The sequence below is a fragment of the uncultured Sulfitobacter sp. genome, from assembly GCF_947499945.1.
Taxonomy (GTDB): domain Bacteria; phylum Pseudomonadota; class Alphaproteobacteria; order Rhodobacterales; family Rhodobacteraceae; genus Sulfitobacter.
In genome coordinates this window covers 1,845,560-1,857,243 of sequence record NZ_CANMQD010000001.1, presented here as the reverse complement: position 1 = coordinate 1,857,243, position 11,684 = coordinate 1,845,560, and the positions used below count along the sequence as shown (strand labels likewise).

The following is an 11,684-nucleotide window of genomic DNA, read 5'->3' as shown; positions in this document are numbered from 1 at the left end:
CCGTTTACCACCATTTATGCGGTTTGGCTACAAAGCCTGCCGCCTGCTCAAGCGCGTAGGCGGAAGACAGCAGATCGGCCTCTTCCCATGGACGCCCGATCAGTTGCAAACCCAAGGGCAATCCCTGTGCGTCCACACCCGTCGGAACCGTAATTCCGGGCAATCCCGCGAGATTCACCGTCACGGTAAAGATGTCATTCAGATACATCTTGATCGGGTCCGCATCCGTCATCTCGCCAAGACCAAAAGCTGCGGAAGGCGTGGCAGGTGTCAGGATGCAATCAATTCCGGCGGCAAATGCATCATCAAAGTCTTTCTTGATCAACGTCCGCACACGGCGCGCACGGTTGTAGTAGGCGTCATAGAATCCCGCTGACAGGACATATGTCCCGACCATCACACGGCGCTGAACCTCTGGCCCAAAGCCTTCGGCGCGGGTCTTCTCGTACATCTCGGTGATGCCATCGCCTGCATCCAGCTTGGCGCGGTGGCCGTAGCGCACACCGTCATAGCGCGCGAGGTTTGACGATGCCTCCGCAGGCGCAATCACATAGTAGGCGGGCAGCGCATATTTCGTATGCGGCAGGGAAATATCAACAATCTCTGCGCCCGCATCCTTCATCATCGCAATGCCGTCCTGCCACAGCGCATCAATCTCGGCTGGCATACCGTCCATTCGGTACTCCTTCGGTATACCGATCTTCTTGCCACGCACGTCGCCTGTCAGCGCCGCCTCGAAATTCGGCACAACCAATTCGGCAGAGGTGCTGTCCTTGGGGTCATAGCTACACATGGCTTCCAGCATGATCGCCGCGTCGCGTACGTTCTTGGTCATCGGGCCTGCTTGGTCCAGTGAGGAAGCGAAAGCCACCACACCCCAGCGCGAACAACGGCCATAGGTCGGCTTGATGCCCACAGTCCCCGTCAGTGCCGCAGGCTGGCGGATGGAGCCGCCCGTATCCGTCCCCGTTGCGGCAAGGCACAGATCAGCAGCCACCGCAGCAGCCGAGCCACCAGAAGACCCACCAGGCGTAAGCGGTGCATCAGACCCTTCACGGCGCCACGGGTTCACCGCGTTGCCGTAAACAGATGTCTCGTTCGAAGAGCCCATAGCGAATTCGTCCATGTTGAGCTTACCCAACATTACCGCACCAGCGTCCTGAAGGTTCTGGCTCACCGTTGATTCGTATTCTGGCTTGAACCCCTCAAGGATGCGCGACGCCGCTTGGGACGGCACACCCTTGGTGCAGAACAAATCCTTGATGCCGATAGGCAGGCCACACATCGCATGCGCATCGCCTGCTTTGATACGGTTGTCGGCAGCGGCGGCACGCTCCAGTGCGATCTCGGGCGTCTGGTGCACAAAGGCATTCAGCGCCCCTGCCCCCTCAATAGCCTTGAGGCAGGCCTCGGTCAGCTCTTTCGATGTTGTCTCACCCTTACGGAGCAGATCACGCGCTTGGGCCAAGCCCAGTCTATTTAGGTCGCTCATCGCGAATTTCCCTTCAAATCAGTCGGGCTCCGCCCGTTTACGGCTGAAACGCTCCCCCGGGGCATTTCCAAGACGCCGCTCACTCAACCACCTTAGGCACAGCAAAGAACCCTTCACGCGCATCGGGCGCATTTTTCAGAATCGCCTCCTGCATGTCGCCATCGGCAACCACATCCGCGCGACGCTTGATGCTCTGCGGCGTCACAGATGTCATCGGCTCAACGCCCTCGACATCCACTTCGCTCAACTGCTCGATGAAGCCGAGGATGGTGTTAAACTCCTGCGCCAGTGCAGGAAGAGCCTCGGGCTCTACCTTGATGCGGGCCAGTTTTGCGACACGCGCGGCGGTGCTTTCATCAATCGACATATTCAATCCCCATCTGCTTACCCGTCCTCTACCGCTCCCGCGCAGCGCAAGCAAGTGACTGGCAGGATCGATCGGTCGTGCATTGCCGAAATTTTGCGCACCCTCTCGCTATCGCCGCGGGGGACGCTAATGTATGCCCAAACAATCAGCAGGAGACGCACAAATGAACATCATCTGGCTTGGGCATGGATCGTTCCGCATCGAGATAGAGGATCAGGTTATTCTGGTGGACCCGTGGCTGACCGGCAATCCGATGCTGCCCGAAGACCAACACGCCGCAGCAGTTGAAGGGGCCACACAAATCCTCGTCACCCATGCGCATTTTGATCACATAGCCGATGTTGTGCAGATCTCCAAAGAAACTGGTGCGCCCCTGTCTGGCATGTACGAACTGGCGATGCATCTGCACACTCAGGGCGCGGTTGAAGGGTCACCATTCAATATGGGCGGCACGATTCCACTGGGCGATAAGGTCAGCGCCAGCATGGTGCCCGCCTCGCATTCCTCTGCGGCTGACGTGGACGGCGTGCGACAATACATGGGAACTGAGTCAGGCTTTATTGTGCGTGGCGAGAACCGTTGCATCTATATCTCTGGCGACACGGGGCTGATGGCGGATATGGCGTGGATCGGCGATTATTATAAACCCGATATCGGCATCCTGTCGGCGGGCGGTCACTATACCATGGACATGGAAATGGCGGCCTATGCGGCACGGACCTATTTCAATTTCAATGTCGTTATTCCATGCCACTACCGGACGATGCCTATCCTTGAGCAATCTGCCGAAGCGCTGATCAACGGCGTCCTGCCTGGCACCTCCGTTCTGGAGCCGCAGGTCATGACGGCAATCACGCTTTAGCTAATCAGCCGCCGCGTTTTGCTGCGAAGAAATCACGCAGCAACGCGGCGGCAGCCTGCTCCGCAATACCGTCAAACACGTCGGGCACGTGGTGGCACTGCGGATGCGCAAACACCCGTGCGCCTTGTGCGACCCCGCCAGACTTCGGATCTGATGCCCCATAATAAAGTCGGTCGATCCGCGCTGCCGAAATGGCACCTGCGCACATCGGGCACGGCTCTAGCGTTACATAAAGCGCACAACCAATGAGCCGCTCTGATCCCAAATGCGCACATGCAGCGCGAATCGCGAGCATTTCAGCGTGGGCAGTGGGATCATTTTCAGCGCGGGTGCGGTTTCCCGCGCTTCCGATAACGTCTCCGGCCGGCGAGACCACAACTGCGCCAACAGGCACTTCACCGCGTTTCGCGGCAGCGCGGGCCTCCGAAAGGGCCGCTTCCATATGAGATTTGAAATCCATTTCCCTTGATGGCGGCAAAACACGTCCTTTCGCAAGGGGGGCGGTTGCGCTATGGCAATGCCATGAATGACAGCACATCAGATACGCCAAGCGGCGACCGCATCGCAAAGACCCTCTCCCGTGCAGGCATCGCCAGCAGGCGTGAAGCCGAACGGATGATCGAGGCAGGCCGCGTCAGTGTGAACGGCAAAGTAATAGACTCACCCGCGCTCAATGTGACAGCCGAAGACCGCATCGTGGTAGACGGCAAGCCTGTGGGTGCGGCGGAACCAGCGCGCCTATGGCTTTACCACAAGCCGCGCGGCCTTGTGACAACCGACAGTGACGAAAAAGGTCGCGAGACGATCTATGATGCCCTGCCCGCAGATATGCCGCGGGTGATGAGCATCGGACGCCTCGACCTCAATTCAGAAGGCTTGTTGCTGCTCACCAATGACGGTGGTGTAAAGCGTCGGCTGGAGCTGCCCTCCACAGGCTGGCTGCGGCGCTACCGCGTGCGCGTCAACGGACGCCCCACCGACGAAGAGTTGGAGCCGCTACGCAAGGGAATCATCGCTGAAGGCCAACCTTTCCAACCAATGGAAGTGGTGCTCGACCGCCAAAAAGGGGCTAACGCGTGGCTCACTGTAGGTCTGCGCGAGGGGAAGAACCGCGAAATCCGCCGCGCCATGGAAGTGATCGGAATGACGGTAAACCGCCTGATCCGTGTGAGCTACGGCCCGTTTCAGATCGGTGAATTGGCGCAAGGCGCCGTAGAAGAAGTGCGCCGCAAAGTGTTGCGCGACCAGCTTGGCCCTGATGCCGACGATCTGTTGGGCGCAGCCCCCGAAGCACCAACCCAAGTCAAACGCGGGTTCAAGCGGCGCGTGCCGCATAAGGGTGAATTTGGCGGTCCCGGTCAACCCGGCCTGCCCCGCGCCCGCAATGACGACGAAGATAATTACGTCCCACGCGGCAAACCGATCAAGACATTCCGCCCAGACAAAGCAGCGCGTGATGCGGCAAAACGCGCAGGCGGTGGAGGCAAAGCACCCGGTTCAAGTAAATTTGGCACAGGCGGCAAGGTCTTCAGCTCTGGAAAGCCAAAGCCCGCAGGAGGCACGAAAAGCGCACCTAAAGGGCAGCGCGGCCGTTAAGAATTCTAGCCGCGCATCAGGGCGTTTGCCGTCAAGACAGCACCAACTGCGGCCAATGTAATGCGAAAACGCCTGCGCTGGCGGAACCGCGCACTGGCGACGCGCTTGGGTTTGGGGATGTGTATCAAATGTCTTTGCTGCATTTTTGGTTGGTCCATGAACTCAAAATCTCTGACAAGCTAAAACAATTTATTTCAACTGCCTTGCAGGGACATTTATCTCCCGCTTTCCCCCTGCCGCTCAATTCACAATAGACCCGCGCTGCGCTAAGACTGACGGCGAAAACACATTAAGGAACGACCATGGCCGATCTGCTGACAATCGAAAATCTAGGAAACCTCATTATGCTCTGCTTCTTGCAGGCGGTACTGGGCTTCGACAACCTGCTTTATATCTCCATCGAGAGCCAGCGCGCTCCCGTGGCCCAACAAGCAGCGGTGCGCAAATGGGGCATCATCCTCGCCGTGGCGCTGCGGGTCGTTCTGCTCTTTGTGATGATCAAAGCAATTGATGCCATGGCCGAGCCGTTCTTTATCCTGAATTGGGAAGGTGTGCTGACAGGCGCCGTGAACTTTGCCACACTTGTGTTCATCATCGGTGGTATTTTCATCATGTACACGGCAGTGAAGGAGATCGGCCACATGCTCTCCGTTGAAAATCTGGGCACCGATGTAGAGGGTAAGTCGGGCAAGTCGGCAGCCAAAGTTGTGGGCCTGATCGTGCTGATGAACCTGATCTTTTCGTTTGATTCCGTGCTCTCCGCGCTGGCAATCACCGATGTCTTCCCGATCCTCGCCTTTGCAATTTTGTTGTCCGGCCTTGCCATGCTGCTGCTGGCCGAGCGGGTCACACAGTTTCTCGAAGCCAACCGCATGTATGAGGTTCTAGGCCTGTTTATCCTGCTCATCGTCGGGGTTGTCCTGCTGGGCGAAGCAGGTCAGGCTGCGGCCCACGCGATGCATGATCCCGAAATGGCGCTGCGCTTCTTTGGCTACGAAGTCATCCCTATGTCCAAAACCACATTCTATTTCAGCGTCTTGGTGCTGGTCGCCGTCGAGGTGATCCAATCGGGCTATACCCGCAAACTCAACGCGGCCCGCCGCACAGGCCAAAGTGGTGGCATAGGCCACTAGAAACCTAGCACGCCACTGCTTATGATAGGTAAAGAGTGGCGTGTGACACGTCACAACTGGGGGACCGATGGGACCGAAACCGCTTCAAAAGGCTGCGTATATCGCATTGATCGTGCTGCTGTTCGGCGTCAGCTCCGGCTGGCTCGGAGGGCTTTGAGCATGGCAAAGCGGTTTGGCGGGAAATACAGCCCTGATGGGACAACGGATGAGGCCACTGGCAAAACGCCACGGCGCATTGAGGTCGATCCCGTTGGGGGACGGGCAAATATTCTGTTCATCCCTGCGATCCCTCTTGTTGCGACCAGTTTTAATGACGGGGCGGCCAGCCTTCTTTTTGCGTTGCTCGGAGCTTTGTCGCTAACGATGGCCGCATGGTTGGTGCGCGGCGGATTGCGTGCCGAGGCAGCCTATAACGCACGCAAAGTGGCGCGGCGCCCTGCTCTGCCGCGTAAAATGATTGCTGCTGCATTTGGCGGTGTCGGCACCGCGCTTGCGGTCATGGCACATCTCGACAGCTTTGATATCGTCTCGCCTGTGCTGTACGGCATCATTGCAACGGGGCTTTATATCGCTGCCTTCGGCATCGACCCGCTTAAAAACAAAGGTATGGATGGCATCGACACCTTCCAGCAGGACCGCGTTGCCCGCGTCGTGGATGAGGCGGAAAAGCACCTTGTGACCATGCGCGAAACAATTAACCGCGCAGGTGATCGTCAGGCCACCGCGCGTTTGGAAGACTTCAGCGAAACCGCGCGCGACCTTATTCGCACCGTTGAGGAAGACCCCCGCGATTTGACTGCAGCGCGAAAGTATCTGGGCGTCTATCTACAGGGAGCGCGGGATGCGACTGCGAAATTCGCCGACATCTATTCGCGCACCCGCGACGCAAAGGCCCGCACCGATTATCTTGCGCTACTTGATGATCTTGAGCAAAATTTCGCCGCCCGTAACCGCAAATCGCTGCTCGAAGACCGCAGCGATCTCACCATTGAAATTGACGTGCTGCGTGAGCGGCTGTCGCGTGAAGGTGTGCGTTTGAAGTGATCCCTGATCCCGCGCTACACCCTATTAACGAAGGAATGATACATGTCTGAAGCCACCCGCGAAAAAGCCACTCAAGCCCTTGCCATGGTCGAGGAAGTGACCGCCGTGGTCCTGCCCGAGCCTGCGGATGCAAATGCCGTTGTCACGCTTGAGCAAGCGGATGCGCCTGTCGGTGCCGAAATTCGCGCACGTATGGATGAGCTGGACATGAGCGATACGCAGTCGATCATCAGCTTCGGCTCAGCCGCGCAGGCCGAGTTACAGGAAATCTCCCAAGCGATGCTGCAAGACGTGCGTAACAAAGACGTTGGCCCCGCAGGCGACAGTTTGCGCGGGATCGTCACCACCATTCGAGGCTTTTCCGTCTCCGAACTGGACGTGCGCCGCGACCGCAGCTGGTGGGAGAAACTCATCGGCCGTGCGGCCCCCTTCGCCAAATTCACAGCCAAGTTCGAGAAAGTCCAAGGCCAGATTGACAAGATCACCGACAATTTGTTGAGCCATGAGCATACGCTGCTCAAAGACATTAAATCCCTCGACATGCTCTATGAGAAGACCTTGCAATTCTACGACGAGTTGGCGCTTTATATCGCCGCTGGTGAAGCGAAGGTTGCCGAGCTGGACGCGACGGTGATCCCTGCTAAAGAAGCCGAGGTGCAGGCCGCCGCCGAGAACGATCAGGTCATGGTCGCCCAAGAGCTGCGCGATATGCGCTCTGCCCGCGATGATCTGGAACGCCGTGTGCACGACCTCAAACTCACCCGTCAGGTAACGATGCAATCCCTGCCTTCTATCCGTCTGGTGCAGGAAAACGACAAGAGCCTTGTGACCAAGATCAACTCGACCCTCGTCAACACTGTCCCCCTCTGGGAGACACAACTGGCCCAAGCGGTCACAATTCAGCGCTCTGCCGAGGCAGCTGCCGCCGTACGCGAAGCCAACGATCTGACCAACGAGCTGCTGACTTCCAACGCCAAAAACCTGCGGTCGAGCAACAAGATCATCCGCGAGGAAATGGAGCGCGGCGTCTTCGACATCGAAGCGGTCAAAGCGGCCAATGCTGACCTCATCGGGACCATCGAAGAAAGCCTGCAAATCGCAGATGCAGGCAAAGCCAAACGCGCCGCCGCCGAGGTGGAACTCAAGGAAATGGAAGCCAAGCTGCGCGATACGCTTGCTGCTGCAAAATCCAAAAAGACAGGTCTGGGCGATACAGCTGGCGGCGCGGTCCCAAGCTAAGCATGAAAATTGGACGCGTCATAAATGGGACTACAAAGTGGGCAGGTCTGGGGCTGCTGGCCCTAAGCCTTGCCGCTTGCGCAGAGCTGCAAACGCCTGTGCAGCCCGTCCTAAAGCCGTTGGCGCGTCCTAACATTCCGCCCAAACCTACTGCCAAGCCGCCAAAAGTGGCCAAGCCGACTTCGGAGGCCAGTGCGCAGTTGCGCAGCTACCTCAATCAAGTGCAGGGCGCACAATTGAGCCAAGGATTGTTACGGCGCGATGGCGGTGGCTCTGACACCCCATTCACCAATACCATGCTTGCCCGCAATTTTGAGCAGATTGCCTTTTTCAACGAGTATAACAGCACGTTTTCGGGCCGCGGAGGGCCAAGTCCGCTGCGCCGCTGGGCGGCTCCAGTGCGGATGGACGTTATTTTTGGCGACGCAGTCCCCCCCTCGCAACGCAAAAGCGATACGGCCAGTGTGCGCAGTTATGCCGCCCGTCTGGGCCGCGTAACAAACCATCCTGTAAACATGAATAAGCAGGCCAATTTCATTGTTGTGATCGCGGGCGAGGATGATCGCGGAGAAGCACTGTCACAAGCAGCCGCCCGTATTTCCGGTATTTCAGCCTCAAGCCTTGCACCTTTGAACAACTTGCGCAGCGACACTTATTGCGTGGTGGCTGCCTATGCCGCTGGGTCGGGTGCTAATACGTATACGGCCGCTCTTGCCGTGATCCGCGCCGAGAACCCCAGCTTGCTACGCCTATCGTGCATCCATGAAGAACTGGCCCAAGGCTTGGGCCTTGCAAATGACAGTCCAGCTGCACGTCCTTCGATATTTAACGATGACGACGAGTTTGCGCTGCTCACCCGCCACGACGAGTTGTTGTTACAGATGCTCTACGACCCACGGCTCAAGGTAGGCATGACAGCAGATCAGGCGCGGCCCACGGTGCAAAAAATCGCAGCAGAGCTGGCAGGTGGTGGACCTGTATGAGGCTGATATCCAAATTGGTCGGCGCTATCGCCGCCCTGTTGCCAGCCGCTGCAACCGCAGGCGTCACCACACCCGAATACATCCTCGCACGCGCCCCCGAAGGCAGCACACTGTCCAACGTATTTGACTGGACACCCGCAGGCTCTGAACTTCAGGTTGTGGACCCCGTTGTCTTTCCTGAAAGTTACAACAGCAGCTGGATAACGATCCCCGACAAAGCGGCACAGGCTCAGATGCTCCTGACAGGTCCGCCCTACCATGAGCCGATGGCCGCCTTTGTCACCTTCTCGGACAACACCCCGGTCTGTAGTAGGTCGGTAGGGTTGTTGGGTGTCGATGGTGGAATGGGAGCGTTTACAACGGCCAAGGTTCAGCAAAGCATCAAAGCCTATCTTGCCACACTCCCCGAAGGATGGAGCCTCTATGACGGGCTTTTGTCCGATCAAAGCGAGGACGGCCGCAACGATCTCACGATCTTCCATCTGCCTGATGGGGTCGAATTCCCCGGATTTTTCACAGGTGGTGATGGCGGCTTTTCTGTTGTTGCATTGTTCGATGGCGCGGACGCGACTGTGTCTGTAGTCATTACCTTTAACCGAACCGCCGACTCTTCACTCGTTCCTCCGACATGCGCGGCGTGACGCGATTGTAGCACTGGCAGATCTAACGCCAAGCCAGCTGTTTCTTGATAACCAGCTTTGCTGCGATTAGATTACTCCCAAACAACCCTAAAGGACATTCCATGGGCATTTTCGATTTCCTCTCCGGCCAATTCATCGACGTTATCCATTGGACCGACGACACCCGCGACACGATGGTCTGGCGTTTTGAGCGTGAGGGACACGAGATCAAATATGGTGCCAAGCTCACGGTACGTGAGGGACAGGCGGCAGTCTTCATCCATGAAGGCCAGTTGGCCGATGTCTTCACCCCCGGTCTCTATATGCTTGAGACCAACAACATGCCCGTGATGACGACCCTGCAACATTGGGACCACGGCTTTAAATCTCCGTTCAAGTCTGAGGTTTATTTCGTCAACACCACGCGCTTCAACGATCTCAAGTGGGGCACCAAGAACCCCGTCATCGTGCGCGACCCCGAGTTTGGCCCCGTGCGTCTGCGCGCCTTCGGCACCTACTCCGTCCGCGTCATCGACCCCGCCCTTTTCTTGCGCGAAATCGTCGGCACCGATGGTGAGTTCACGATGGACGAGATCAGCTATCAGATCCGCAACATCATTGTGCAAGAGTTCAGCCGCACCATCGCACGTGCACAAATTCCTGTGCTCGACATGGCCGCCAACAGTCGTGAGTTGGGCAAACTCATCGGTGGAGAGATTGCCGCACAACTTGCCGAATATGGTCTCGCCCTGCCAGAGCTTTACGTTGAAAATATATCGCTCCCGCCTGCGGTTGAAGATGTGCTCGACAAGCGCTCGTCTATGGGCGTAATCGGCAACCTCAATGAATACATGCAATTTCAGGCCGCCGAGGCGCTTGGCAAAGATGGTGCTGGTGCTGCGACGATCCAAGCAGGTCTTGGCGCAGGAATTGGTATGCAGATCGGCGCACAAGCAGCAGCAGGTGGACCGTGGGGTGTAGCCCAGCCCGCTGCACGTGTCGCTCCCCCGCCGCCGCCAGTTGAGCACGTCTGGCACATTGCCGAAAGCGGCAAGACGACCGGCCCCTTCTCCAAAGCTGCGATGGGCCGTATGGCAACCGATGGAGCCCTCACGCGGGAGACCTACGTCTGGACGGCGGGTCAGGACGGCTGGAAGCTGGCTGAGGATGTGATGGAGTTGGCACAGCTCTTTACTGTTTTACCACCCCCACCCCCCGAAGCCTAACTGCGGCATGACCCGCAACGTCGTCTTTCCTGAGGCTCTGGCACAGGCTGTCGCCGCCAGCGGGTTTTCCCCCGCTGTGCGTGCCGGTGATCTGCTGTTTCTTACGGGGGCCACGGGCAGCGATGCCAAAGGCGTAATGCCCGAGGGGATTGAGGCGCAGACTCGGAACGCTTTGACCAAGGCGATCACCATTTTGGAAGCAGCAGACGCCACAGCGCAAAGTGTCGTAGAAGCCACAAGCTTCCATATCGGACTACAAACCCATTTCGATCAGGTCGATACCATCCTGCGCGAGATATTGGGCGTGCCGCTGCCTGCATGGACGGCTGTTGAAGTCGCAGGGTTGCGCAGGCCCGGTGCGCTGATCGAGTTGCGCCTCGTTGCTCACGTTCCAGCGACAGCTTGAAACCACGCCTCGCTGCGCCACTTCTTGGCTTATATGAGACGTTTCGCACGATACAAACCGCACCGCCGCACCGTCCTGAAGTGGACCCATGGCCTGATGATCCCTCTGTTCATCTGGTTCATGCTGGTGACGCCTGATATGGTGGTTCCCATGGGTGCGCCGTGGTTCGCAATCCACTCCAATCTCGCACTGGTATTCGTCTCGATCTGTCTGCTTTGGACCGCCGATGTCATGCGCCGCGGCCTTGCATCGCGACCCGGTCCAAAGCTGCAAGGCTGGGCGCGGGCCATTCACCGCCCCCTGCATTTGGTGATCATCTGGGGGCTGTTTCTCGTGGCACTTGGTGGTTTTCTGCTGGGCCTGACTTCGATGGTACAACTCAAGGCGGGGCTTTGGCTGCCTTTTGCACCCCCCATGGGATGGCGCGAAGCAAACGAGATTATCGGCACCCTACACATCTATCAGTTCTACTTGCTCGGGGTGGTGATTGTCGGCCATGCGGCCTTTCATATTTGGCGGCATTTCAAACTCCGCGACAACGCTCTGCGCATCATGGCGCCCAAGGCCTTACACCGCTTTTTGTAACCGCCCCTTGACCCTCCCGCCGCTAAGCTGAATGTTACGCCCGACCCCTCCAGCGCTAAAGGCCCGCCCTTGTCCGATTTCCAATCCACCACCGTTGAGCAAGAGCACAGATTCCCCTGTGACACCTGCGG

At 57.9% G+C, this 11,684-nt stretch carries 14 protein-coding genes; 10 read left to right on the top strand and 4 right to left on the bottom strand.

All coding sequences use genetic code 11. The annotated features are described in order from the left end of the window. Window positions 1-4 precede the first annotated feature (4 nt). Both gatA and gatC read right to left on the bottom strand, forming a co-directional pair. Entirely contained in the window at window positions 5-1,492 is a 1,488-nt protein-coding gene (gene gatA / locus Q0775_RS09240) for an Asp-tRNA(Asn)/Glu-tRNA(Gln) amidotransferase subunit GatA (protein WP_298859532.1), read from the bottom strand. 79 nt (window positions 1,493-1,571) lie between these two features. Continuing rightward, the gene (gene gatC / locus Q0775_RS09235; RefSeq protein WP_298859530.1) at window positions 1,572-1,859 is read right to left on the bottom strand and encodes an Asp-tRNA(Asn)/Glu-tRNA(Gln) amidotransferase subunit GatC; all 288 of its coding nucleotides are present in this window, start codon (window positions 1,857-1,859) and stop codon (window positions 1,572-1,574) included. Window positions 1,860-2,022: 163 nt separating this feature from the next. Between gatC and Q0775_RS09230 the strand changes: the two genes are divergently transcribed. Continuing rightward, complete coding sequence (locus tag Q0775_RS09230) at window positions 2,023-2,721, top strand: metal-dependent hydrolase (protein WP_298859528.1); 699 nt, start codon at window positions 2,023-2,025, stop codon at window positions 2,719-2,721. A 4-nt stretch (window positions 2,722-2,725) separates the two neighbouring features. Here the strand turns inward: Q0775_RS09230 and Q0775_RS09225 are convergent, their stop codons facing one another. Continuing rightward, window positions 2,726-3,181 (bottom strand): nucleoside deaminase, encoded by a 456-nt coding sequence (locus Q0775_RS09225; RefSeq protein ID WP_298859526.1) that lies wholly within the window; start codon window positions 3,179-3,181, stop codon window positions 2,726-2,728. Window positions 3,182-3,243: 62 nt separating this feature from the next. Here Q0775_RS09225 and Q0775_RS09220 point away from each other — a divergent pair, with 62 nt between their 5' ends. Then, window positions 3,244-4,317: a pseudouridine synthase gene (locus tag Q0775_RS09220; RefSeq protein WP_298859524.1), complete on the top strand. Its 1,074-nt coding sequence runs from the start codon at window positions 3,244-3,246 to the stop codon at window positions 4,315-4,317. A 5-nt stretch (window positions 4,318-4,322) separates the two neighbouring features. Here Q0775_RS09220 and Q0775_RS09215 read toward each other — a convergent pair whose 3' ends face one another. Further along, complete coding sequence (locus Q0775_RS09215) at window positions 4,323-4,475, bottom strand: hypothetical protein (RefSeq protein WP_298859522.1); 153 nt, start codon at window positions 4,473-4,475, stop codon at window positions 4,323-4,325. Between the two features lie 144 nt (window positions 4,476-4,619). Between Q0775_RS09215 and Q0775_RS09210 the strand changes: the two genes are divergently transcribed. From Q0775_RS09210 to Q0775_RS09175, 8 genes are all read left to right on the top strand, one after another. After that, window positions 4,620-5,450, top strand: coding sequence for a tellurium resistance protein TerC (locus tag Q0775_RS09210; protein WP_298859520.1), 831 nt, complete (start codon window positions 4,620-4,622; stop codon window positions 5,448-5,450). A 159-nt stretch (window positions 5,451-5,609) separates the two neighbouring features. Next, entirely contained in the window at window positions 5,610-6,494 is an 885-nt protein-coding gene (locus Q0775_RS09205) for a 5-bromo-4-chloroindolyl phosphate hydrolysis family protein (RefSeq protein WP_298859518.1), read from the top strand. 42 nt (window positions 6,495-6,536) lie between these two features. After that, window positions 6,537-7,733, top strand: coding sequence for a toxic anion resistance protein (locus tag Q0775_RS09200; protein WP_298859516.1), 1,197 nt, complete (start codon window positions 6,537-6,539; stop codon window positions 7,731-7,733). A 2-nt stretch (window positions 7,734-7,735) separates the two neighbouring features. Beyond that, on the top strand, window positions 7,736-8,716 hold the full coding sequence (locus Q0775_RS09195) for a DUF2927 domain-containing protein (RefSeq protein WP_298859514.1): 981 nt from the start codon (window positions 7,736-7,738) through the stop codon (window positions 8,714-8,716). Continuing rightward, the gene (locus Q0775_RS09190) at window positions 8,713-9,357 is read left to right on the top strand and encodes a hypothetical protein (RefSeq protein WP_298859512.1); all 645 of its coding nucleotides are present in this window, start codon (window positions 8,713-8,715) and stop codon (window positions 9,355-9,357) included. The genes Q0775_RS09195 and Q0775_RS09190 overlap by 4 nt, the downstream gene beginning before the upstream one ends. Before the next feature lie 101 nt (window positions 9,358-9,458). Continuing rightward, window positions 9,459-10,562 (top strand): SPFH domain-containing protein, encoded by a 1,104-nt coding sequence (locus tag Q0775_RS09185; protein ID WP_298859510.1) that lies wholly within the window; start codon window positions 9,459-9,461, stop codon window positions 10,560-10,562. Between the two features lie 7 nt (window positions 10,563-10,569). Continuing rightward, complete coding sequence (locus Q0775_RS09180) at window positions 10,570-10,968, top strand: Rid family hydrolase (RefSeq protein WP_298859508.1); 399 nt, start codon at window positions 10,570-10,572, stop codon at window positions 10,966-10,968. A 33-nt stretch (window positions 10,969-11,001) separates the two neighbouring features. After that, window positions 11,002-11,553, top strand: a complete 552-nt coding sequence (locus Q0775_RS09175; protein WP_298859506.1) for a cytochrome B — start codon at window positions 11,002-11,004, stop codon at window positions 11,551-11,553. Window positions 11,554-11,684 lie beyond the last annotated feature (131 nt).

Excerpts from the sequence above, each read along its gene's own strand:
- gatA (WP_298859532.1), bottom strand. The coding sequence starts at position 1,492 with ATGAGCGACCTAAATAGACTGGGCTTGGCCCAAGCGCGTGATCTGCTC.
- gatC (WP_298859530.1), bottom strand. The coding sequence starts at position 1,859 with ATGTCGATTGATGAAAGCACCGCCGCGCGTGTCGCAAAACTGGCCCGC.
- Q0775_RS09230 (WP_298859528.1), top strand. The coding sequence starts at position 2,023 with ATGAACATCATCTGGCTTGGGCATGGATCGTTCCGCATCGAGATAGAG.
- Q0775_RS09225 (WP_298859526.1), bottom strand. The coding sequence starts at position 3,181 with ATGGATTTCAAATCTCATATGGAAGCGGCCCTTTCGGAGGCCCGCGCT.
- Q0775_RS09220 (WP_298859524.1), top strand. The coding sequence starts at position 3,244 with ATGAATGACAGCACATCAGATACGCCAAGCGGCGACCGCATCGCAAAG.
- Q0775_RS09215 (WP_298859522.1), bottom strand. The coding sequence starts at position 4,475 with ATGGACCAACCAAAAATGCAGCAAAGACATTTGATACACATCCCCAAA.
- Q0775_RS09210 (WP_298859520.1), top strand. The coding sequence starts at position 4,620 with ATGGCCGATCTGCTGACAATCGAAAATCTAGGAAACCTCATTATGCTC.
- Q0775_RS09205 (WP_298859518.1), top strand. The coding sequence starts at position 5,610 with ATGGCAAAGCGGTTTGGCGGGAAATACAGCCCTGATGGGACAACGGAT.
- Q0775_RS09200 (WP_298859516.1), top strand. The coding sequence starts at position 6,537 with ATGTCTGAAGCCACCCGCGAAAAAGCCACTCAAGCCCTTGCCATGGTC.
- Q0775_RS09195 (WP_298859514.1), top strand. The coding sequence starts at position 7,736 with ATGAAAATTGGACGCGTCATAAATGGGACTACAAAGTGGGCAGGTCTG.
- Q0775_RS09190 (WP_298859512.1), top strand. The coding sequence starts at position 8,713 with ATGAGGCTGATATCCAAATTGGTCGGCGCTATCGCCGCCCTGTTGCCA.
- Q0775_RS09185 (WP_298859510.1), top strand. The coding sequence starts at position 9,459 with ATGGGCATTTTCGATTTCCTCTCCGGCCAATTCATCGACGTTATCCAT.
- Q0775_RS09180 (WP_298859508.1), top strand. The coding sequence starts at position 10,570 with ATGACCCGCAACGTCGTCTTTCCTGAGGCTCTGGCACAGGCTGTCGCC.
- Q0775_RS09175 (WP_298859506.1), top strand. The coding sequence starts at position 11,002 with ATGAGACGTTTCGCACGATACAAACCGCACCGCCGCACCGTCCTGAAG.